The sequence below is a fragment of the Gracilinema caldarium DSM 7334 genome (assembly GCF_000219725.1).
In the GTDB taxonomy this organism is placed as follows: domain Bacteria; phylum Spirochaetota; class Spirochaetia; order Treponematales; family Breznakiellaceae; genus Gracilinema; species Gracilinema caldarium.
In genome coordinates, this window is the sequence record NC_015732.1 from 3,062,989 (window position 1) to 3,086,529 (window position 23,541).

A 23,541-nucleotide genomic window follows, 5' to 3' on the forward strand; every position below is an offset into this window, starting at 1 on the left:
TCCTCAATCACAGCTTAAAACAACAATACCGCTTGTACAAGTAATACATTGCATCAATATATTGATTGTATTTTATCAACTATATGATACAATAGCTAATAAGTGTCTTTCACCATAAATAGAATCTTGAGCATTGTCTTAGAGTTGCTTCAGTATGAACTTTCCAGGGCTCAATTAAGGGGATCGAAATGAATATTAGTGTTGAACTGAGCTATAATCAATATGGGTACCCATCTGGGGCTCCCAAAATAGCAAGCATCCAGAAGGATGCCCCCGGGCCTTATACATGGGTGCTCAAGGATGTTCTGGCCGGTAGCACCATTGCCCAGGGCACTACCCTGCCGCCTATCAAAGACTCCTTTGCAGAAGATATCATACACCGGGCAGATTTTAGTAATATACAACGACCTGGCACTTATATTATCTCAATTGATGAAAAATCCAGCGCTCCGTTTCGCATTGGTAATGATATATATGCACAATTAAGACGGGATGCTTTGCATTTTTTTTACCTGATGCGTAGCGGTATTGAACTAAACGAAGCTTTTGCGGGAACAACCTGGGCCCGAAAACCAGGGCACCTGAGCGATGCGGATATTCGGGCCTTCGCCGGTACCGATGCCCAGGGAACCAAATGGCAGGGCTTCCCCTTTAAAATCGATGGGTCAGGGGGCTGGTACGATGCGGGAGATTTTGGGAAATATGTCGTTAATGGGGGTATTTCGGTATGGACCCTGCAAAATGTATATGAACGTTTTCCTCACTATTTCTCTGACGGAGACCAACATATTCCAGAACAACAAAACAGTATCCCTGATATTCTGGATGAATGCCGCTGGGAACTGGAATTCATGCTCCGGATGCAGATCCCTGAAGGATTTTACTTGAGCGGCATGGCCTTCCATAAACTCCATGATCGGAAGTGGTCAGGAGTGCCCGCCGAACTGCCCATATACATGAATAATAATAATGACATGCAAGATGGAGCCTCCTGGGGCCGTTTCGTTTTTGAGCCATCCACAGCGGCTACCCTTAATCTGGCTGCCACTGCGGCCCAGGCAGCCCGCTTATGGAAACCCTATGACAAAAACTTTGCCAACCGCTGTCTAGAATCGGCCGAACGAGCATGGAAGGCAGCATGTAAGCACCCCGATCTTTTAGCAGGCAATGTACCTGGTGAAGGCGGGGGAAATTATGATGATACCAATGTTCTGGATGAATTTTACTGGGCAGCCTGTGAACTTTTTGCTGCTACAGGCAAGACTGAATACGAAGCCTATCTACGTGCATCACCCTATTTTACTACTTTTCAGGGTTTATGTAACGATTCGGCTTCTTCCATGACCTGGGCTGATACTGCAGCTCTGGGGAGTATAACCCTGGTAACAGCAGAAACCTTCTTATCAGAAATCGAAAAAAAGCGAATTAAAGAACTTATCATTCAGACTGCAGAACGCTATGAAACATTGCAAAGGGCCAATGGATATGCAATCCCTATGGGGATCTCAGGCTTTGTTTGGGGATCCAACTCAGTGGTTTTGAATAATGCCATCATTATGGCACTGGCTTACGAATTTACCGGTGATTCCAAATATCTTTCTGCGGTCAACATGGCGATGGATTACATCCTTGGGAATAATGGGCTTAGGAAAAGTTTTATTTCCGGATATGGTCCTGCTTCACTCATCCATCCCCACCATCGAGTCTGGGCGAATGATCCTGATGCAGGGTACCCACCGCCACCGCCAGGAGCCCTTGCTGGCGGCCCCAATGCACAGATTCAAGACCCGATAGCTGAAACTCATAATCTCATCAGCAGGCCCATACCCTATCGCTATGTGGATGAAATTGGTTCCTTTGCAACCAATGAAGTGGCGATTAATTGGAATGCACCTCTTCTCTGGGTCGCATCCTTTTTAGATAGTAGGTATACCTCAATTCATTATTCTTTTCAATAAACTGTGCTATACTTATATGTATAGATTTGTACAGAATGTCCTTTATCAGAGAGCTTTTTATAAAGGTAGAAGGAATTATGAAGGAATGCATTGTGATTAGATTAGTATTTCTGATTGTTCTTATATCCCTTTGGCCATTGCTGTATACTTCTGCGGAAGAAACCATTACCCAGCCAACCACAACAAAGGTCATCGACTATTTTTCTAGTTATGGAAGTTTTGCGATACTCCCATACAATAATTGGGCTTCAGGTGATTGGGATGCCTCTTCAGATAAGTTCTTTGGATATAATACACCCCGGGTAAATCAGTTCAAGGTTGATATGGCTCAAACCGCTACTACCATCTATGAAGGGGGCCTTTTCTTTAAAAAGCTGAATTTTGGTCTCGGAGCTGCATTGAAAACCGATAACAACTTCATTGGACAAATTAACCAGTTTATGGGATTCCTCAATATCAACGTATTCGAAGTTCGCATTGAATACTCCCGGCTTAAAGGAACAGCCCGCTGGCTTGGGGATAGTACGAGATTGGGCGGTCTGCCTCCTTCAGTAGACTTTGACAATCAGTTATTAAATATTGATCTTTTGTATGATATTCCTATTTCACCACAGGACCCGTTCAGCCTCTACATCGGGCTTGGTTATAGCTCCTACAATCTCCCGGTACAGATAAACTGCCTTATTTACGATGAACAACGCGATTCAGTCTGGTGGGCTCCGGTGGTTTCCTTTTATCAACCTGATATGAAATTCTCAGTGTACTCGTTCCTCCTGGGTTTCGATACCATGAAAGACGCATTATTCAGGCGGGGAATCCTGGGAACCTTCGAAGGCTTTTCCTTATGGGCCTGGACCCAGGACCGTTTTGGAGTGGGATCCTCGAAAATCAGTGATCCGGTAAAACAGGCGGTCGAAGCAGCAAATGACGGACGAACCCTCTGGAGCGCCAGTCAGATAGCCATGATGGTAGACTACAACCTGACCCTGGGGATCCAATATGTTAAACATATCGACCGTTTCCATATAGGACTTGGTATTGGTTATAATATTGGTGGCCAAACAGTTACTTGTGTTACTCCCAAAGGCACAGTTGAAAGCGGCTACGTTGATGCTTCACCCTCGGTCTATCTTTTTCATCATGGCCCCATGATTAAGGGAAGCATACGTTTTTAGGGAACAGTGGAATCACAGGGCTCCTCTGTTTACAGCACCAAGCCCTCCCAGTAAGCGTACCAGGCGTTCTGTCTACCCCCAATCACTCCATACATTGACGAAATCCCTCAATGACTTCATACTAGACATATTGGAGAATATGCCTTGAAGAGTGTTTATACCATTAAACCAGAGCTTGCCCGCAAAATTGTTTCAGATATAAAGACTGTCTCAGGAACCGATGCAAACGTTATTATCGAAGGGGGCGTCATTATTGCATCCTATGATCCTGCCCGTATTGGAACCATCCATGAAGGTGGCCGGCGAATCATGAACGGCGAAGTAGATGAGATTGCTATTACCCCCGAAATGGCAGCCACCATGCAGGGCACCCGACCGGGATACAACGGGGTTATTAAAATCGACGGGAAGCGGATAGCCGTAATTGGTATTGCTGGGGACCCCCAAATCGTTAAACCCCTTCAGAAAATGGCAGAAATTGCGGTAAAAGAAGAAATTCAACGGGAAATCGAAACAGAACGGGAACGTCAAATTGTCCTGGATATGGAAAATCAGATTGTCGATATTGCAGAACGAATGAAGGTTCTCTCCTTGAACGGTTCCATCCAGGCTGCAAAACTCGGCGATAAGGGCCGCTCCTTTAAAATTGTTGTAGCCGAAATGCGCAAGCTTGCAGAACAGATCAACGACATAATTAAAGAAATTGATCGCAACCGGGCCCAGCAGAAACAATAGGACGGGCTTTTTACATACCAAAGCCCATGGTATAAGCGTACCGAATTTGGTACTATAATCCTATGATTTCCTATCTACTCTTTGATCTTGATAATACCCTCTATTCAAGCAGTTTTGGCCTCGAAAAAGCGGTTGGCGAACGGATTCGTCGTTTTACCGCTCAGTTTCTTGGAGTCTCAGAGGAAGAGGCAGTCAGAAGACGACAGGCTCGAATCGCCCTGTATGGAACCACATTAGAATGGCTTATGGCAGAGGAAGGGCTCACCGATATAGAAACCTATTATCGGGCCATTCACCCTGAAGGCGAAGAGGCCAATCTCTACCCCGATCCTCAGGTTCGTGCATTTATAGAGCAGCTCCCCTATCCAAAGGCAATCCTCACCAATTCCCCCATAGAACATGCTCAACGGATTATTAAAAAACTTGAAATGGAAGGCCTCTTTACCCATATATTTGACATCCGCTGGAATGGCCTTCAGGGGAAACCTCAACCAGAAGCCTTTTACCGGGTGTTACAAGCCCTAGGGAAAAATCCCCAGGAAGTTCTTTTTATTGATGATTACCCTTCATATGTAAAGGGATATCTTGATATTGGCGGACGAGGTGTACTCCTCGATGAAGAAGACCTTCACCAGGATTATCCCTATGAAAGAATTAACTCAATTTATGAATTACAACGATTTTTGGAGCCCTAAGTTATGGAGTTTTTACTAAAAAGCAAACGAACAAACAAAGGAACCTTGGAGCTGCACATACCCCTCTTACTCAGGCTTAGCTTGAGCGCCATAGGACTTATCATCCTTGCTGCATCCCTCATTCCCATTCTGGAGGGGCCCCAGACACAACAGGGGGTCACCACCATAGTTTTGATGATAATCCTGCTCTTTGGTGCTCTTTATGAGGAGCGATGGACCTTTGACCCTGCATCCAGGACTATTAGCTTCCGTTTTGGGCTTGTGTTTCTCGCTAAGACCATGAAGATTTCCTACGATCAGGTTGATGAAATTACCCTTGAAAAGGCAATTAAGGGTAAGATGCAAAACCTAGAAGCCCCTGCAGAACCTTCCAGGCCGCAGAACAGTCTTGCTAGATTCTTTCAGCCAAAGGTGTTCATCAATCTGGCGCTGTATCTTAAGGATTCAGAACGGCTGATTATTGAGTCAGGAAATGCCAAAAAAGAAGCACAGCTCATCAACTTAAAAAAAGAGATACAAGAAATCCTGCTCGTACAATAAATACAATAAATTGTAGTAATTTTCATAGATACTGAGTTTCGATAGAGGCCCTGTTTTGAATAAATTGATTTCGTGAGGTAGGAGACAAGAACCTGAAGCGGAGCTCCAGGGTTAATCCGCTTTTTGCTCCTTCTCTTGCCCAAGTTACGGTATGTCATTATTATGACAGTTTGTAATATCTTCGCACCAGCGACAAGAGAAGGAGCCCCGATTCATGGCCAAATATCCTTTTGACACGATTGAGCCGAAATGGCAAAAATATTGGGAAGAGCACAAAACCTTTAAGGCGGTAGAAGATCCCGCATTCCCCAAGGAAAAACGCCAGTATGTACTGGACATGTTCCCCTACCCATCTGCCCAGGGCCTCCACGTGGGGCATCCGGAGGGCTACACCGCCACCGACATTTATTGCCGCTACCTCAGAATGAACGGCTTTAACGTGCTCCATCCCATGGGCTTCGATGCCTTTGGGCTTCCCGCAGAAAACTATGCAATAAAGACCGGAACCCACCCGGCCACCACCACCCGGGCAAACATCGATAAATTCCGCACCCAAATTAAGGCCCTCGGGTTTTCTTATGACTGGGACCGGGAAGTGTCTACCTGCGAAGCGGATTATTACAAGTGGACCCAATGGATTTTCCTGAAACTCTTTGAAAAGGGCTTGGCCTACGAGGCAGAAACACCGATTAACTGGTGTCCCTCTTGTAAAACAGGCTTGGCCAACGAAGAGGTAAAGGATGGTGCCTGCGATCGCTGCGGCACCAAGGTTACCCGGAAACGGATCCGGCAATGGATTTTAAAAATCACCGCCTATGCGGAACGGCTCTTGGAAGACCTGGACCTGCTCGATTGGCCCGAACCGGTAAAATTGATGCAGCGGAACTGGATCGGTAAATCTGAAGGGGCTAATGTCATCTTTAAAATTGATGGCCATGATGCGGAGCTAGAGATTTATACGACCCGTCCTGACACCCTTTTTGGTGCAACCTACATGGTGCTCGCCCCGGAGCATCCCCTGGTACCAAAAATTACCACTGCGGAACAGAAAGCAGCTGTAGAGGCTTATTTGGATGCAGCAGCTAAGAAGAGTGATCTGGAGCGAACCGACCTGGCAAAGGAAAAAACCGGTGTATTCTCAGGGGCTTATGCTCTTAATCCGGTAAACGGAAAAAAGATCCCCATCTGGATTGCCGATTATGTACTCATTTCCTACGGCACCGGGGCTATTATGGCGGTGCCCGCCCACGATGAACGGGACTGGGACTTTGCCAAGGCTTTTAACCTCCCCATTATTCAGGTAGTGGCCGGTGAACCGCCTGCTATAGGGAAAGATTATTCCCAAACTCCGGAAACCTGTACAACCGCCGATGGCTGGGCGGTCAATTCAGGGCCCTTTGATGGAACGCCCACCGCTGAATTTAAACAAAAAATCATTGGCTGGCTCGAAGAAAAGGGTATCGGCAAGCGGGCAGTAAACTACAAACTTCGGGACTGGATCTTCAGCCGCCAGCGTTATTGGGGCGAACCAATTCCGATTGTACACTGTGAATCCTGCGGCATTGTCCCCCTGCCAGAGGATCAGCTTCCCCTAACCCTCCCGGATGTACAGTCCTATGCACCAACCGGCACCGGCGAATCCCCCCTGGCAGGCATTACCGACTGGGTTAACACCACCTGTCCCAAATGCGGAGGCAAGGCAAAACGGGAAACCAACACCATGCCCCAGTGGGCCGGTTCTTGCTGGTACTACCTGCGCTACCTCGATCCCCACAATGACAAGGAATTTGCCTCTAAAAAGGCGATAGAGTACTGGATGCCCGTAGACCTGTATGTGGGCGGCACGGAACACGCGGTTCTGCACCTCCTGTACAGCCGGTTCTGGCATAAGGTGCTTTACGACCTAGGGCTTGTGAACTCTAAGGAACCATTCCAACGGCTTGTAAACCAGGGCATGATTCTTGGGGAAGATGGCCAAAAAATGAGTAAAAGTCGGGGTAATGTTATCAATCCTGATGACATTATTCGGGACTATGGTGCCGATTCCATGCGGGTTTATGAAATGTTTATGGGCCCCCTGGAAGTAAGTAAACCCTGGGCAACCGCCGGCCTCGTTGGTGTATCTCGTTTCCTTGAACGGCTCTGGGCTCTGGGGGAAAAACCTTTGGCAGACACACCAGAAGCGGCGGGAATTTCCAGCGACCAGAAAACAGAATTACTACGTATTCTGCATAAAACTATAAAAAAAGTTACTGATGACACGTCAACCCTCAATTTTAACACCGCCATCAGTGCGATGATGGTTTATTCATCTGAACTGGCAAAGCTGGAAAAACTACCCAGACCCTTCTGGGAACCTCTGGTACAGATGGTTAGCCCCTATGCTCCCCACCTGGCGGAAGAGCTTTGGGAAAAATTAGGGTACAAGGAATCCATTTCTAAGAGCCAATGGCCACAATATGATGCAAGCCTCGCGGCGGATAACGAGGTAACGATTGTAGTTCAGGTGAACGGCAAAATTCGCGACAAATTCACCGCGCCTATTGGGATTTCCAAAGCGGAACTGGAAAAAACAGCCCTAAACCTGCCCGGCATTCAGAAATGGCTCGAAGGCCTTACCATTGCCAAAGTTATTTCTGTGCCGGATAAATTAGTAAATATCGTCGTAAAATAACGATAGGGAGCCATGAAAGGCTCTCTCAGTATCTAATACATAATGGGCACCTCTAAAGATGTGGTTACATTGTTAGATGCGCCTCAGAATATTCTTACAGGTTCTACTTATAAAGTTATAAAGCTGGGTACGTTCTGCAACTGCCCGGCTTTTTCTAATAGGTAATAATAACCGCTATAAATTTAAGCGGTGCTGTCCCGGTATTCTTAATGCTATGACTTGCACCGTCACCTGTAACAACCACATCACCTTGTTGAATGGGGGTATCGACCCCATTATCTTTTACTACACCGGTTCCCTCAAGAATAATGTAATATTCAGTTTCCGAATCATGACGATGTTCACCAATAGAGGCCCCTGGAGGCAAGGAAATTTCAGACAGCAGTCGGGCATTTTTCATAGTCGCTCCATCTACCAGATGAACCAAGGTTGTGGTTCCCTCCCCATTACGCATTCGTTCCTTCAACTCAACCTTCATAGTATGGCGATGAATAATCATAGAAAGCCTCCTCTTAACCTTAATTGAAATACACAGTTCAATGGTGTACTATATAGCATAATATCATGAATACCGAACGAAAAAAACTATTACAATCAATGTTTTGGGCAGTCCTGATTGGCCTTTTAGCAAATCTGGGTATTGCCTTCTTGATGGATTTTAAAGATATCCTGGGAGCCTTAAAAAGGGTTGATTTTAGCATTCTTTTTGTCCCATTCTTTTTCTATCTTTTAATTTATATCATAGATTCTGTCCGATTACTCATGGTATTAAAGCAATTTAATATAACTATTTCAATCTGGGAAGCTTTTTACAACAGTGTCAATGTTACGCTCTTTTCCAATCTGACCCCTATGGCAACAGGAGGACAACCATTTCAAATTCTACATCTCACATCAATCGGTATTGATAGTAAAAAAGCAACCAACGTAGTACTTTCACGTCATGTAGAATTCATGTTAACAGCTTTTTTTATTTTTATGATCAGCATTCCCACCGCAATAGGTCTTGCCAATTCGATGAAAATCGGAAGAGGTCCTATGTATATCGGTTTTATGGTGTCCCTTATCATGTCAATCTTTTTTTTATTTGCACTTATCAGTCCAAATACCATCAGTCGTTTTGTGTTACGCTTTGATAAAACAAAATTGGGAAATTTACTTGGTAGAATACTCAAGCGGGAAAATTGGGCAGAGGTGTTTCACCGATGGGCCACATCTTTAAAAGAAGAAGTTAGTTTCCTTTGGGCCGAAAAAACCCTCATTATGGTTACCGACTTGCTTTTGGGATGTATCAACTTAGGTTTACAAGCCATGTCCGTATATTATGTATTGATGAAACTCACGCCCTTGCAATCAACATTTTTCCATGTGATGGCAACCTTTGTTATCATCAATCTTGTTATCTATTACATACCGACTCCGGGGGGAAGTGGAAGCATCGAAGGGGCTTATATTTGGATTTTTTCCGGTATGAATAACACTCCCGCAGCGACTACAGTTGCTATAGTTTTATGGCGAGTTGCAACCTTTTATTTACATATCCTTTTCGGTTTTTGTATATTTTTTATTCATTCATATATAAGTGACAAAGGCAAATCAAAAAATGTCTTTACTCAGATTTAAAGTAAAATGGGATTTCTTTAACTTGTTTTAAGAAACCCCTAATATGACAGAGGGTATTATGAAAAAACTTCGTATCGCAATGCTTTCATCCTTTTATTTTCCTCACGTGGGCGGTACTGAACGGTATGTTCATGATCTTTCATTTGCATTAGCTCAACGAGGACATACTATAACGATTTTTTCTCATTTTCCCGGACCGGTTCAAAAGGATGAGTATTCTTCAATCCAAATAATTCGAATCCCTGCAATTTGGGGCCCAGCCTATTCACCCATCCTCGCACCTCAACCGAAACGAATGCTCGCCAATATGGATATCATTCATGCCCATGCTCCGCCCTTCTTTTTCCTTAATCATACAGCTAAAATCCATGGTATTCCTCAGGTGTTAACCTATCATTGTGATATAGAAATCCCAGAACGGCTTGGTCCAATAGATTTACCTCAGGAACCCAAAAAAATAATCGATCGTTATTTTATAAAATCTACCCAATTGCATTTAAAAAAGGTTGATCGAATCGTAACAACTACCAGGACCTATGCAGAAACTTCTGCAACCCTTGCTGGTTTTCCCTATACGGTCATACCAATTGGCATCAACACAGCAAGATATAAAGAACAGCTTGAACAATGCAGGCTTCGAGGTTGTATTCGAAAGGAACATGAAATACTCTTTGTTGGACGTTTAGTTGCAACCAAAGGCTTATGGTTTCTATTAGAAGCTATAGAGATTCTTTATACTAGAGGCGTTAAAGCTCATTTCACAATTGTTGGAACTGGTGAAGAGCTCCTCAGCCTTAAGTTATTTGTAACAACCCATAACTTAGAGAATATGGTGACCTTTGCAGGCCAAGTTGATGATCAGACCCTATCTGATCTATACAGTACTGCAAGTCTTTTCATCTTGCCATCTTTTGTTCGGCTCGAAGCCTTTGGTATTGTCCAACTTGAAGCCCTGGCCATGGGTGTTCCTGTTATAGCTTCTGACATGCCCGGTGTCAACGAAGTAGTCCAACGATCCGGTGGTGGCTGGCTTGTTCCACCTAAGAATCCAGAAGCTCTGGCAGAAAAAATCCAATATGCCTTGGAACATAAAGAAGAACGGTTAGCTCGAGCTCAGCAGGGACAAGAGTATGTATTTAAATATTATGATTGGTCAGTAATATCTGAACAATTTGAAAATTTGTACTACGAATTATTACAGCAAAAAGGTCACACCCTATGATTGATATTCGAAGTGATACGGTCACGAAACCGACTCAGGCTATGCGAAAAGCTATGGCAGAGGCTGAGGTTGGAGATGATGTGTACCGAGATGATCCCACCGTTAACGAACTCGAACGACTTGCGGCCTCTCTGGTCGGCAAAGAGGCAGCGCTCTTTGTTCCCTCAGGGACCTTTGGCAACCAGCTGGCCCTTTTTACCTGGTGCAAACGGGGCAGTGAAGTCATCCTTGGGGAGGATTGCCATATCATTCAGCATGAAGCAGGAGCCGCTTCCGTCATTGCGGGAGTACAAACCAGGCCCATACCGGCACCGACAGGAAGACTGAATCCTCAGGATATCGAAAAACGTATCCGCGGCAATGATATTCATTATCCGCCAACAAGCCTTATCTGTATGGAAAATGCCCATTCCTCTGGCTCAGTCGTACCGCTCCACGCCATGGATGAGGTCTACACCGTGGCACAATCCCACGGAATTCCCGTCCATCTTGATGGAGCCCGCATCTTTAATGCAGCGGTGAGTCTCGGTGTCGAAGCCAGGGAACTAGCAGCAAGGGCTGATTCAGTCATGTTCTGCCTTTCCAAGGGTCTCTGCGCGCCGGTGGGTTCTCTGCTGGCGGGCCCGGCGGCATTTATCGACCAGGCCCGCAAAAACCGAAAAATTATGGGTGGGGGCATGCGTCAGACGGGCATTTTGGCCGCAGCGGGGATTGTGGCCCTCCGAGACATGACTGGCCGCCTGGCAGAAGATCACCGCCGGGCCCGCCGTCTCGCCGAGGGCTTAAGCGCCATACCGGGGGTTCAGGTGGCCAAGGACCGGATGGACATCAATATGGTGTTTTTCTCTATCCCTGCCCTTGCTTCGCCAGAAAAGGGACAGCGTTTTATTGAACTTTTAAAAGAGGCAGGCATCCTCGCCAATCCACCTGAACAGGGGAACTTCCGCTTTGTAACCCATTACTGGATTGGCGACCCAGAGGTTCAGCAAATCATCGATGCTTGCAAACAAGCATTGACCCTTGTACAATAGGGTCTTCATTTTATTGTAGAGCAGGTTATTATGGGAGAATATCGATACGTCCGTCAAACTGAAAACATAATGAATTACATGTCCTTTGCAGGAAGTAGGCTGATAGTTTTCGAGGATTTCGAAGGTCATCGGGATCCTACCATCCGGTGGCTGAGCAATCATCCAGGGGATGCACTCATTTTTTTATCCAATGACATTATGGGAAAGCCCATTCTGGTTCCCTGGGATGTTAATATGGCAAAACAGTATGCATCCGATTTCTTTACCATCATCCCTTATACGGACTTTGAACGCAATCCCTACAAAGCCCTGAAAGCGGTTGTGGAAATCATGAACGTTCCCCCGGGCAGTCGCATTGAAATTCCACCGGAAACATCCTACCCATCCTTTCTTCGGTATGTAGACACCCTTCCCGATTACGATATTATCTGCCGGGAAGATGGTACCCATGCAGAAATTAAAGCGATGCGGGCTATTAAAGCTGCTGAAGAAATCGAGCGATATCGTACTGCTGCTCGTATTACCAACGAAGTGATCGATGAACTGGAAAAACAGATCAGGGCGGGTGCTTTTAAGACTGAAGTTGATGTAGCCCAATTTATTGAACGGGAAGGCCGGATGCGGGGTTGTGAAGGTACGGGCTTCGAAACCCTCGTGGCTGGACCCAAACGGAGCTTTGGCATCCATGCTTTTCCCAGTTATACCGGTGAACCCTTTGGAACCCAGGGACTTTCGATTATCGATTTTGGACTTAAATATGATGGGTACACCACCGATGTGACCATTACTGTAGCTAAGGGGCCCCTGAATCGGACCCAGGAACGGATGCTCAGTCTCGTAGAAAAGGCCTATAACCTGGCGGTTTCCCTGGCAAAGGAAGGGACTCCAACCAGGGATATAGCCCTCGCGGTGGATACTCATTTTGAAAAGGCTAAAAAGAAAATGCCCCATGCCCTGGGACATGGTATTGGAGTCGAGGCCCACGAAGAACCGGCTATACGAAGCCGATCCGACAATGAATGGGTTTTACAGCAGGGGATGGTCTTTACCCTAGAACCGGGACTTTATGACCCGGCCCATGGGGGCTGCCGTCTGGAAAACGATTTTATGCTGACCGAGAATGGCCTTGAACAGCTGACCAATTCCCGGATTATCAGGATCCCTGAATAAGAAGGCTCTGCAAGGCGCTTACGACTGGCTGGGCGGTTTTATCTGTCTCGGCCAGTAAGAGGCCTTCAGTTCCGTCTGGATTGGTAAAACGAATCGCCAGTTGGGGCGCTGAGGGGGTCAGCAGTTTTCTAATCCAGGATTTTTCCAGTATTAATCTTACTTCGATGATATGACTACGGGGAATGAAAATAGTTCGTTCCTTCGGTGCAGAACCTCCACCGCCGGACATTCTGCTTAAAAGCTGTATCCACCCTTCGTGGGGAAAATGATGGAACCGGAAGCCCCCATCGGTTGCAATAAGCAAGCCCCAGAGGGGGCCTCGAAATTCCTGCCAGCCCGTCATATAACAGCCCAAAGCATGGGCAAGTACCTTCTCCCCATGCAGGGTTTCATAGTCCCGCCAGAATTGAGCGGGATCATTTGTATCAAATTCCATGCAACTAGTCTAAAGCGCGAGCGGCTACTACGTCTAGTCCCAGATTTTTCCAATTTTTAATAATCACATCCCCCCGTTTTACCGGTGGTTTTACCTGGGTTTGGTAAATTGTTTTGAGTAGTTCATCAATATATTCTTTAGGACAAGGGATACTGGTCTTGACCGGAAGCCTGCGAGGATCACAGAGTCCATGCCGGCGCATCCGTTGAAGTATGGGATCCTGAGAAGCCGATTCAGAACAGGCCCCTGCAGGACCAAGACGACAGGTGGCGGTAACAACCCGTTTGGGGGCGGTGATTTCTTCGACCGCATAGACCGCACCACGGGGACAACGGTTACCCGTTACTTCCAATTCGCCCTTTTCTTTTTCAGTCACAGATAAAGAACATCCTATGGGACAAACGATGCAGGTTAATGAGCGCATCGGGAACCTCCTACAATAATGCCAATTCTAAGGCAGAGTCAGCGGTATACCCTTCCAGATCTTTAGGGCCAACGGTGAGGGTAATCATCTCAGAGGGCTGGATATGCCCTTTCTTTATGGATTTTATCACCCGGTTATCCAGGCGCAGTTCCAGTACCGCATCGTTCTTTACAATCATAGACCGGAGATATACCTTGTTATCCCGGGATGGATCCAGTTTTCCAGGATTAGCATAGCGAACGTTCGGACCAGCCTTAACCCGAACCTGATGGGCCGGTCGTTCGCCCCGGAGCCAGGCAGCAGCCTGTCTGCCAGCGAATCGGGACTCTTCTGCAACCCAGTCCACCAGATCATGGACATGCAGGACATTGCCACAGGCAAAGATGCCATCCACATTGGTCATGAGGGAGGCATCTACTATGGGACCATTGGTGGTGGGATGCAGTTCTACCCCTGCATCTTTCGAGAGCTCATTTTCCGGTACGAGTCCGACAGAGAGAAGTACCGTATCACAGTCGATACGGAAGGCCTTTTCCAGTACCAAAGCGCCATTTTCCATGGGGGTAACTTCAATACCTTCAACCCGGTCGTTCCCGAATATATTGGTGGTTTGGCAGGAAAGATAGAGGGGTATGTTAAAGTCATGGAGACACTGCACAATGTTTCGGGTTAAGCCGGAAGGATAGGGCATAATCTCAACAACGGCCTTAACATGACATCCTACCCAGCTCATCCTTCGGGCCATGATCAAGCCGATATCACCGGATCCGATAATAACCACCTCTTTGCCTGGAATATAACCTTCTATGTTAACCAGCCGTTGGGCAAGTCCTGCGGTGTACACCCCTGCAGGCCGGGCACCGGGGATACGGACATTCCCCCGGTTTCGCTCACGGCAGCCCATGGCAAGCACTATGGCCTTACTGATTATTTTGATAATACCATAATCCGGCGATGCACAGATGAGTTCCTTTTCATAGGGACCATGCTGAGCATTGATATCAGTAACTGTGGTTCCCAGATACACCACAATGTTTGATTGTGCTACCTGTTCTGCAAAACGTTCGGCAAACTCTGGTCCTGTCAGCTCTTCCTTAAACTCATGCAAACCAAACCCATTATGGATACACTGCATGAGGATACCGCCCAGGTGATCTTCCCGTTCAACAATAGCACAGCTGAAACCGGCCTTATCAATTTCCAGGGCTGCTGCCATCCCGGCTGCACCGCCCCCAATAACTACCGCATCGTATCGGAGTTCTTTCATAATTCACCCTCCAGCACCCGACTTGCTCCGCCATGTTTCGTAATTTCATCATAGGAAAGTCCGGTTTCACGCATAATGATTTTAATAATTTTAAAGGTGCAGAAGCCGCCCTGACACCGCCCCATCTGAGCCCGGGTAAAATACTTAATCCCATCCAGGGTGGTATGTCCCTGCCGGATTGCTTCTACAATTTCTGCTTCCGTAACCTGTTCACAGCGGCATACCATGTTACCCCATGCTGGATCCTTGGCAATAAGGGCATCGAGTTCATAGGGGGTGAGTTCCCGAGCCCGGGGACGCCGTTCAACAAAGGGATCCCAGTCAGCCTTTTCAATTAACTCAAGACCTACAGATTTGAGAAGATCTTTAACATACTCCCCTATGGCTGGGGATGCTGTAAGACCCGGCGACTGGATACCAGCGACCTGAATAAAGGCTGGTGCAATTTTAGAGGGTTCGATATAGAAATCCTCTTCTAAAACCGGTCGAAGTCCCGCAAAGTTGGTAATAACATCGTTCCGGCTGAGGGCGGGCACCATTTTACGGCCCGAGTCCAGTATCTGTTCAAGCCGTTCAGCGGTGGTGGAAAAATCCTCTTTATTTTCTGTTATATCTGCAGTAGGACCTACAAGTACCGTGCCTTCTACCGTTGGGATAACCAGCATACCTTTGGAAACCGAGGTAGGTACGGGGAAAATAACCCGCTCAGGCCGAGCTTTCGTAAGCCGGTCCAGAAGGTAATACTCACCCTTCCTGGCCTTAATGGTAAAGGATTCACCGCCAAAGATACGGGATACCTCATCAGCATAGAGACCTGCCGCATTTACCACATAACGGGCACTAATCTTTCGGCCATCTTCCGCAGTAACAACCCACTTATTATGGGGCACATCCCGTTCAGCCTTTTCCACTTTGTAGTTGGTAAACACATGAACCCCATTTTTCATAGCCGACTCTACCAGGGCAAAGACAAACCGATAAGGTTCAACGATGCCCCCGCCAGGAGCATAGAGACCACCAACTACATCGGGAGAAAGCTTTGGTTCTAGTTCTAGGATCCGTTCCCGTGAACACAGCTCAATACCAATAACCCCGTTTTCGACACCCTGCATATATAAGTGTTCTACGGCTTTCATCTCATCCTCATGGAGGGCTGCCACAATGATTCCACAGCGTTTAAAAGGAAAATCCAATTCCCGCATGAGCCGGTCAAACATCAGGTTACCCTGAATTTCAAGCCTTGCCTTTAGATATTTTTTATTATGATGAAAACCGCCGTGTACAATCCCCGAATTAGCCTTAGAAGTGCCGAAGGACACATCGGCTGCCTTTTCGAGTACGGCGACCTTCACCTTATAGGCCGAAAGTCGGCGGGCGATATTGGCACCCGACACACCGCACCCGATAATTGCCACATCATAATCGGGTATTCCGTTACTGCCGGGCAGTTTGCTCATGTCTGGATTTAAATTGTGAGTAAAGATAGTTGTCATGATTTCCCTCGCCCAGTAGTATACACCGGAATTCCAATGGGCTGTGGTATTTTCATACTATTTTTTTAATTTGATGTACAATACAATAGGATATATTGATGCATACACTGGATTATAAACGGCTTTTTATTGGTGAAGTAGAATTTGAACGGGACTCTGACCGTTGGATCCCCTGGGCAAAGGAACATGGTTGTAAAGCTATTATTTTGTATCCTGTGGATGAACTTTTTACCTTTGGACGGATGGGAGATCATGTAACAGGCCGCAGAAGGAAATTAATAGAACTGGCTCAACAACATGAACTTCAGATTGAAGAAGGAGGTTTTTGCCTGTCCCGTTTTTTACCCCGCCGGCTCTTTATGAATAATCGGGACCTTTTTCGTATGGTTGAGGGTAAGCGAGTCGCTGATGTAAACTTTTGTCCAACAAACCCCGAAACTCTAGAAATTATCAGCAACCAGGCTCGGCGTTTCTTTCAATATCGCAATGAACATAGGATGTTCCACCTTTGGCCTGACAGGGGCCCCGATGAAGGCTGGTGCTCATGTCCTACCTGCCGAGCTTTTACTCCCTTTGAACAGACTCTAATTGCCATCAATACCTTAGCTGATGTTTTAGTAAAAATAAACAGTTCAGCAGGGCTTTCATATTTAATCAGCGATGGGGCCGAGAGCACTTTGCATTGCAGACCAAACATGTTTCCCCTACCCTATCCTCAAGATGGTCCAGAATTAGAACGGGACGGGTGGGCCATCGCCGGGCCTAAGCTGAAATCACCAGTCCTTCCCGGGCCATCATAATCTGCATTTCTGTTTTCCCAGCAATACGTTTTTTATACTCTGTTTCTAACTCTTCTAATTGTTGATCTGTCCGGTTCGGATCATGATGGAATAAGACCAGTTGTTTCACCCCAGCCTTATGGGCTGAATTTATAGCATGCTCAAAAGATGAGTGCCCCCAGCCAATTTTTCCTGCTTCGTATTCCTTTTTTGTATATTGGGTGTCGTGAATAAGAACGTCTGCATCTTTAAAAAACCAAAGTATTTTTTCATTCTCCTCCCGGGCAGCTAGTTCTCCTTCCCGAGCAGCATCCTCATCATAGGAAGGGTCATTGGGATCAGTAGGAAACACATTACGGAAGGGCTCATTATCATAGGCAGTAATGATACTTTTACCCTCATATTCAAATCGATACCCAAGACACAGAATTGGATGGTTGAGGTACTTAGTACGCACCGTAAGACCATCTCCCAAATCAAGTTGGGTTTCTTTAAGTTGGTCATAGGTGATATCCGCGGCTAACTCGCTTTGACGGACTGGCCAGTAACGGTAAGAAAGCTGTGCTCCAATAATTGATTCCAGGGTTTCATCCTCATAGGAAACGGGACCACGGATCCGGAGTTTAGTGCCTGGGATAAATATCGGTGTGAACATGGGAAAGCCCATAATGTGATCCCAGTGGGTGTGGGTGATAAAAATATCGGCATTGATGGGGCCCTTTTTAAAATCATTAGCCATAAGCCAATCCCCTAGGGGCTTTACCCCGGTGCCAAGATCAACAATGATCAACCGATCATCGGCCCGTATCTCGAGACAAGAGGTATTTCCTCCAAACTTTACCGTCGCTGGTCCTGGACAGGGGATAGAACCCCGATCACCCCAAATCCGTACTGAAAACATAGTGTTACCTTTTACTCAATTTTAAGGAATATTTTTGCCTTTTCAATTTCTTGATTTACTACCGCTTCTATCTCATCAAAAACATCCCGTTCCAGCCCCAGATATTCCCAGACCGAAGGATCAATTTTTTCTGGATATCGGTTTCCGGAAAACCCTATCTCCATAACTGAGGCAAAGCGGTTTGCTAAAACAACTGAGTACAAGACATCCTTATGGGGACCTGTATATTCCAAATATGAATGATGATAGGCAATTGCGTCCCCTACGGCCCCTTCGAGTTTCCATGCCTTTGCAATCATAAACCCTGCTGCGGCATGGTTCATACCTATAATTTTATCCTCTGCTCGATGCAGAGAAATACGTTCCCGGTCAGAAATACTCACTGCCATAACATATTCTTTGGAAAGTACTGCATTGATCGGTATCTTTCCAATGTCATGCAAGAGCCCCGCAGTAAAGTATTCTTCAGCCTGCTTCGGATCTACTCCGCGCTTTTTCGCAACGACCTTAGCAGCAACCCCAACACAGAGGGAGTGCCGCCAGAAACCATCCATATCCAGAGCCTGAAAATCCTTTTTTGAGGTTAAATTCCGAAGTACCGCACTGGATAGGGCTAAGTTTTTAACCGTATTAATTCCCAGCATGATGATAGCTCGGACCAAACTTGTAACCTGTTGACCTAATCCATAATAGGCAGAGTTAATCAGTTTTAGTACCCGTCCTACGAGGACTGGGTCCAAAGAAATAACCTGGTTTAAATCAGCCGGACTCGTCTTTGGGTTATTACAAACCTCCAAAACCTTCGCAACCGTTGTAGGCAGACTTGGCATATTTTTTATATAGGCTTGTATTTTCCGCTCTGCATCCTCACTCACGGGATCCTCCATCTGAAACAAGGCCTTTAACAACAGTATTAACTTTTTTTTCGATAACATGGGTTAAATCTTTATCAGGTAATATCTTTGCAAGGCCACTTAAATATGCCAGAGTTTTTGCAACCGATTTAGGATCCGGTTGTTTCGTTTGAGAGACCGTATCCATAGACTCCCCAGGAAGTCCTTTTTTTTCTGCCAGGGATTTTAATAACCCCTTATGTCCTTCTAGTTTATCAATCACATATTCCATTTTAAGACGGACTTCACTTGCCTTAAAAGCCCGTTTTTGTTCTTCTGGCAATTCTTCTGTAAGATGTTTTAAATATTGGAATAGATCTAACATCGCCCTTTCTGAAAGCGCTCTATTATCTACAATTATATCATTCTGATTGGTAATAGGATCATTAACAGATTCTTCAACATTCATTTCTAAAGGGGAACCAATATCCTGACTTATTTCTTCCGAAGGTTCAGAGCTAAATTCTAGAGGTTCTTCTTCATCATCTAATATGATGTTTTCATCCCAAAGATCCTCTTCTGGTAATTCACTGGGTAAGGTTTCTGGATATTCAAGAAGTTGGTCATCTTCACTTAGTTCAGGAAGATCTGCCTCATGAGGGTATTCTAATAATTCAGCCATGCTATCTTCATCGAGAGTAGCAGCAGTCTGATCCAAACCGGGCAATTCGGTGAGACATTCTTCTTCTGGGACCTCTTCTTCTGGTTCTTGTTTATGATCCCAAGTATCAGGTTGATAAGTTGGTTGTTGTGTATAAGGTACAGATCTTTGCAAATCAGGTTGTACTGCTGGGGTGTGTGGTACAGAGAATCCAGATGGAGGTGATGGATATGATTGTTGTGGTTCAGATGGTGTTGAAACCACTGGTTGTATAGGTTCAGAGCTAGCTGGTGAAACAGAGGGCTGAGTAGAAACTTGTGAAGCCATCTGCGGTATGGATGATGGTGAGGCTGAGGGCATCGAAAGCACCTGAATCGGTGGTATTGGGGGCATAGGTGGCATGTGAGACATTTGAGACATCTGAGGTACAGGAGGATATGCACTAGGGCTTACTGGTTCAGAGGCGACTCGATTGGCTTCCCCCTCAGAGAGTTTGGGGGATGGTGGTTTTGATTGGGTTTGATCTTCCTTGGGTATTTCGGAGACTGATCTTTCCCCAGGTAATTCAGTCGGATACTGGGATCGGGCTTCCTCTGGTTCCACAAGTCCTTCAAAAGCCTTCTGTGGTTCTGGGTTTTCATCGAAAATTGAATAGGTCTCATCATCCAGAATTAATTCATCATCTTCTTCTGGTTCCTCAATAGATTCTTCGATTTCCTCAATAAATAAGTTATCCGTATCTTCATCTACCGGGATAGAATCGATAGCACTAAGTAGTAGGGGGTTCGCTTCATCAGCAGCCTCTGTTGGATTAATTTCTTTATTTTGTTTAAGGGCTTGAAGATTTCGTTCCCAGATTTCCTGAAGGGAAGCAGAATAGGCCCGGACTGCATCTTCATAGAGTTCCAGAGATTTATTGAGGTTAGACAAATCCTCTGAAGTAGCTCGCTTCCCTTGCAAGTTAATAAGGGTGTCGGCGGTTTTTACCGCTTTTTCCATATCACCGGTTTTCTTATGGATTTCTGCTAAGGCAGCAAGGGCTTCTACATCCTGAGGATTATCCTTTATAAGCTCTTCAAATATTGTTATTGCATGAGCCTTATTTCCTGTCTCAACATAGAGACGGCCAAGCATCATTTTTGCATTTCTATCCTGAGGTTTTCTTCGTAAGAATGCCAGAATGCGCTCTTCGGCTTCTCGATATTCCTTCCGTTGAAAATGAAGATCCGCCAGATCAAGATAAAAGGAATAATTACCTGGTTCAATAGCAAGAATTCGTTCAAAACAGGCTTGTGCTTCAGCATCCTTTCCTATAGCTCTATATGCCGCACCTTGGATCCTCAAAGCCTGAAGATTGTCCGGATCCCATTCCAGAGCACGGGTAGCCTGCTCCAACGCCTCCGGATATCGTTGGAGTTTTAGATAGAGAGCCCCAAGATTTATACGTACCTCTGTACTATTGGGCACTAGTTTTACCAGCTTTTCCAGTTCGATAAGTGCATCACCCTGGTGTCCTATGGATTCGAGTGCATGTTCCAGATTGACAACTGCTTTTACATATTTTGGGTCCACCTCTATTGCCTGTCGGTAATTGGTAATCGCATCATTAAATTTACCCTGATCAGCAAAAACCACCCCGATATTATTTCTGGCTTCAGCATTAAAGGGATCTATTGAAAGTATGCGGTTAAATATTTCAAGTGCATCCGAGTGGCGGCCCTGTTTAAGACGGAGGATCCCTAGGTTATTGAGCGCTTCTACCCAACCGGGTCGAGACCGAAGGGCTGCTTCATATTCACGGACAGCTTCATCAAATTTACCCTTAGATTCCAGAGCTAGACCATAATTAAAATGAAGGACTGGATTGTTCCGATCAAGGCTTAAGCCCTTCTGAAATATGGCAAAGGCTTTTTCTGATTCCTGCAGTCGGTCATACATGGTTCCAAGGTTGTTGTAAGCAGGGACATACCGAGGATCCAGCTCAATAACCTTCGCATAGGCCATTGATGCCGCCTTATAATTGCTGAGCTGTTTATACACATTGCCAAGATTGTAATAAAGCTCTGGTCTGGTTGGATCTAGTTCTATTGCCCGTTCCAGGGCATCTAAGGCTTTATTTAAATCTTCTTTTTTCCGGTAGATGACTGCAATATTATTAAGTGCTTCTAGATCATCAGGGTTACTTCCCAATAGGGAATGAAACACATCAAGGGCTTCATCATATTTTCCCGACTTGGCATAGGTAGACCCTAAAAGTAGTAAGGCTTCCCTATCATTTTTATTCTTCGAAAGATAATATTTTAAGAGACGCTCCGCTTCAGCATGGTCACCCACCCGGGACGCGCCTCGGGCACGATCCATTATATTTACTGATTCTACTGGGCTCATCGTTCCATCCTTAATGGGCGTCCTGCCACCTCCCGTGATAATGCCCCAATGTGGGCAGGACTTGCCTTATCATAGGCAGCAACTGAAAAATAGTATACCCTACCATTCTGCAATCCGTCGATAACAATCGAAGTTCTCAGTCCTACATCGATAGGGGAAGGGCCCAAAACCGCGTCAGTTCCAAAATAAGTACCAGATGCTGTACCATAATATACAACATAACCGGCCAAATCTCTGTCTGGACTTGGTTTCCAGAGCAACTCAACAGCTCCATCCCTGGCTATAGCCTGCACCATAGAAGGTGGCGGTGGTGGAAGATCTGGTTCATAGAAGATAGAAATACTGTTCAGTCGAGGTGTAGATTCTCCCGTATCGGAAGGATAGAGATGAGCTTTTATTTGAATATACCGACCTCTGGTTTCCGCTTTTAGTAAAACACTACTTTCAATGGGAATCCAAGAGCTAAAATCATCATCTGTCCACTGATATGGATTATTCGAAGTTCGGATAAATAATTGCACCTGGGGAGGTACGGCCCCCTCTTTTGGGGCGCGTACATCAGCGACAATTTTAAAAACCCGAGAATCCGTATATCCTAGATCCAGTGATTTGCTTACCATATAGCCACCGGAAAGTGGGTATTTCGTATCCTGTACTGTTTCCAGGTACATAGGTAAGATACGAACATGATCGATAAGTCCTGAATAACGCTCACCGAGGATAAATACTCCACCATCACCAATTTTAGGAGTATATATTTCTCCTCCCGGTTTCTGAGATTTCGTTGTATAGACAATTGCTTCTACATTACCATTGACCAGGTACTCAAGCGATCCTTGGTTAGCATCATAGCGGATCATATGATGACTCCAGGTTCGTGGTATCAGTTTCTCAATACCTTTTAAATAAATGGTAATCCGGTTTGTATCATCTACGGATGTAAAAAAATCGTTAAAAATCCATTCTATTGAGTTGGTTCCAACCTGACACCGGATCCGCTGAAAGAGAGACTCTCCCCGTAGTGTTTTTCGACCTGAAGACCAGGTTAAAATTTGCTCACCCTTAGCTACATTTGCAGGATACAGCCAAAAATCGATGGTAAAGTCTTCGATACGGGAACCAGATGCAAAAAGAGCCCCCGGTTTAGGTTTGATAAAAAGGCCGCTCTGTTCTAAAGTAGCAGTTGGAGCAAGGGAAATCCCAGAAAACAAGGCCGCTCCAGAACCGAATCGAGCCTGACTACTCTCGGATCGTAAAACAGAACTACTCGTTGTTACAAGATAATGTCCTGTTACATCAGCAAATCGGTCTGGACCAGATTCATCAAAGGTAAGTAAAAGATCAGGAACTATATTCATCGGTTTGCGGGAAGATAGTATGATTGCATGGGAGGTTGGTATCTTAGATTCAATCTCAACACCAACCAGAGCTTCAATATTATTCCAGGATTCCTTTCCCCCCAGCTGAAGGACCTGTTCCTCTGCATTTAGCGTGAGTGATGCTATACAAAAGAGTATAATACAATGGCCCTTCATA

At 45.7% G+C, this 23,541-nt stretch carries 20 protein-coding genes; 11 read left to right on the forward strand and 9 right to left on the reverse strand.

The features are described from left to right. The first annotated feature begins 188 nt into the window (after nt 1-188). The 6 genes from SPICA_RS13710 to leuS all read left to right on the forward strand — a co-directional run bounded on the left by SPICA_RS13710 (nt 189) and on the right by leuS (nt 7,777). Complete coding sequence (locus SPICA_RS13710; protein WP_013970084.1) at nt 189-1,958, forward strand: glycoside hydrolase family 9 protein; 1,770 nt, start codon at nt 189-191, stop codon at nt 1,956-1,958. A 77-nt stretch (nt 1,959-2,035) separates the two neighbouring features. Continuing rightward, nucleotides 2,036-3,133, forward strand: a complete 1,098-nt coding sequence (locus SPICA_RS13715) for a hypothetical protein (protein ID WP_013970085.1) — start codon at nt 2,036-2,038, stop codon at nt 3,131-3,133. Between the two features lie 144 nt (nt 3,134-3,277). Then, the gene (locus SPICA_RS13720) at nt 3,278-3,868 is read left to right on the forward strand and encodes a sugar diacid recognition domain-containing protein (protein WP_013970086.1); all 591 of its coding nucleotides are present in this window, start codon (nt 3,278-3,280) and stop codon (nt 3,866-3,868) included. Between the two features lie 62 nt (nt 3,869-3,930). Continuing rightward, nucleotides 3,931-4,563: an HAD-IA family hydrolase gene (locus SPICA_RS13725; RefSeq protein ID WP_013970087.1), complete on the forward strand. Its 633-nt coding sequence runs from the start codon at nt 3,931-3,933 to the stop codon at nt 4,561-4,563. A 3-nt stretch (nt 4,564-4,566) separates the two neighbouring features. Next, nucleotides 4,567-5,103 carry a hypothetical protein gene (locus SPICA_RS13730; protein ID WP_013970088.1) on the forward strand — a complete coding sequence of 179 codons (537 nt, stop codon included), beginning with the start codon at nt 4,567-4,569 and terminating at the stop codon, nt 5,101-5,103. 214 nt (nt 5,104-5,317) lie between these two features. Further along, nucleotides 5,318-7,777, forward strand: coding sequence for a leucine--tRNA ligase (gene leuS / locus SPICA_RS13735; protein WP_013970089.1), 2,460 nt, complete (start codon nt 5,318-5,320; stop codon nt 7,775-7,777). A 154-nt stretch (nt 7,778-7,931) separates the two neighbouring features. Here leuS and SPICA_RS13740 read toward each other — a convergent pair whose 3' ends face one another. Further along, nucleotides 7,932-8,276 carry a cupin domain-containing protein gene (locus SPICA_RS13740; protein WP_013970090.1) on the reverse strand — a complete coding sequence of 115 codons (345 nt, stop codon included), beginning with the start codon at nt 8,274-8,276 and terminating at the stop codon, nt 7,932-7,934. 65 nt (nt 8,277-8,341) lie between these two features. Between SPICA_RS13740 and SPICA_RS13745 the strand changes: the two genes are divergently transcribed. From SPICA_RS13745 to SPICA_RS13760, 4 genes are read left to right on the forward strand one after another with little or no spacing between them, the layout of a single operon-like run. Next, complete coding sequence (locus SPICA_RS13745) at nt 8,342-9,400, forward strand: lysylphosphatidylglycerol synthase transmembrane domain-containing protein (RefSeq protein WP_013970091.1); 1,059 nt, start codon at nt 8,342-8,344, stop codon at nt 9,398-9,400. Between the two features lie 58 nt (nt 9,401-9,458). Further along, nucleotides 9,459-10,622: a glycosyltransferase family 4 protein gene (locus tag SPICA_RS13750; protein WP_013970092.1), complete on the forward strand. Its 1,164-nt coding sequence runs from the start codon at nt 9,459-9,461 to the stop codon at nt 10,620-10,622. Next, a complete protein-coding gene (gene ltaE / locus SPICA_RS13755) occupies nt 10,619-11,653 on the forward strand; it encodes a low-specificity L-threonine aldolase (protein WP_013970093.1) in 1,035 nt (344 codons plus the stop codon). The genes SPICA_RS13750 and ltaE overlap by 4 nt, the downstream gene beginning before the upstream one ends. Nucleotides 11,654-11,683: 30 nt before the next feature. Then, on the forward strand, nt 11,684-12,823 hold the full coding sequence (locus tag SPICA_RS13760) for a M24 family metallopeptidase (RefSeq protein WP_013970094.1): 1,140 nt from the start codon (nt 11,684-11,686) through the stop codon (nt 12,821-12,823). Here the strand turns inward: SPICA_RS13760 and SPICA_RS13765 are convergent. Genes SPICA_RS13765 through SPICA_RS13780 form a run of 4 tightly spaced genes read right to left on the reverse strand, consistent with a single transcriptional unit; the run spans nt 12,807 to nt 16,443 of the window. Then, nucleotides 12,807-13,259: a hypothetical protein gene (locus tag SPICA_RS13765; protein WP_013970095.1), complete on the reverse strand. Its 453-nt coding sequence runs from the start codon at nt 13,257-13,259 to the stop codon at nt 12,807-12,809. The two genes, SPICA_RS13760 and SPICA_RS13765, sit on opposite strands and share 17 nt — an antisense overlap. Nucleotides 13,260-13,263: 4 nt before the next feature. Next, nucleotides 13,264-13,635, reverse strand: a complete 372-nt coding sequence (locus SPICA_RS13770; RefSeq protein ID WP_215904895.1) for a DUF1667 domain-containing protein — start codon at nt 13,633-13,635, stop codon at nt 13,264-13,266. A 58-nt stretch (nt 13,636-13,693) separates the two neighbouring features. Continuing rightward, on the reverse strand, nt 13,694-14,950 hold the full coding sequence (locus tag SPICA_RS13775; protein WP_013970097.1) for an NAD(P)/FAD-dependent oxidoreductase: 1,257 nt from the start codon (nt 14,948-14,950) through the stop codon (nt 13,694-13,696). Next, nucleotides 14,947-16,443, reverse strand: coding sequence for an NAD(P)/FAD-dependent oxidoreductase (locus tag SPICA_RS13780; protein ID WP_013970098.1), 1,497 nt, complete (start codon nt 16,441-16,443; stop codon nt 14,947-14,949). The genes SPICA_RS13775 and SPICA_RS13780 overlap by 4 nt, the downstream gene beginning before the upstream one ends. A gap of 98 nt (nt 16,444-16,541) precedes the next feature. Between SPICA_RS13780 and SPICA_RS13785 the strand changes: the two genes are divergently transcribed. Beyond that, complete coding sequence (locus SPICA_RS13785; protein ID WP_041396270.1) at nt 16,542-17,243, forward strand: DUF4838 domain-containing protein; 702 nt, start codon at nt 16,542-16,544, stop codon at nt 17,241-17,243. On the opposite strand, the gene SPICA_RS13790 is transcribed toward SPICA_RS13785, so the two are convergent. From SPICA_RS13790 to SPICA_RS13805, 4 genes are read right to left on the reverse strand one after another with little or no spacing between them, the layout of a single operon-like run. Then, on the reverse strand, nt 17,206-18,123 hold the full coding sequence (locus SPICA_RS13790) for an MBL fold metallo-hydrolase (RefSeq protein WP_013970099.1): 918 nt from the start codon (nt 18,121-18,123) through the stop codon (nt 17,206-17,208). The genes SPICA_RS13785 and SPICA_RS13790 overlap by 38 nt on opposite strands. Before the next feature lie 11 nt (nt 18,124-18,134). Continuing rightward, nucleotides 18,135-18,998, reverse strand: coding sequence for an HDOD domain-containing protein (locus tag SPICA_RS13795; protein ID WP_013970100.1), 864 nt, complete (start codon nt 18,996-18,998; stop codon nt 18,135-18,137). Continuing rightward, nucleotides 18,991-22,005 (reverse strand): tetratricopeptide repeat protein, encoded by a 3,015-nt coding sequence (locus SPICA_RS13800; RefSeq protein ID WP_013970101.1) that lies wholly within the window; start codon nt 22,003-22,005, stop codon nt 18,991-18,993. Before SPICA_RS13800 ends, SPICA_RS13795 begins: the two co-directional genes overlap by 8 nt. After that, the gene (locus SPICA_RS13805; RefSeq protein WP_013970102.1) at nt 22,002-23,540 is read right to left on the reverse strand and encodes a LamG-like jellyroll fold domain-containing protein; all 1,539 of its coding nucleotides are present in this window, start codon (nt 23,538-23,540) and stop codon (nt 22,002-22,004) included. Before SPICA_RS13805 ends, SPICA_RS13800 begins: the two co-directional genes overlap by 4 nt. Nucleotide 23,541 lies beyond the last annotated feature (1 nt).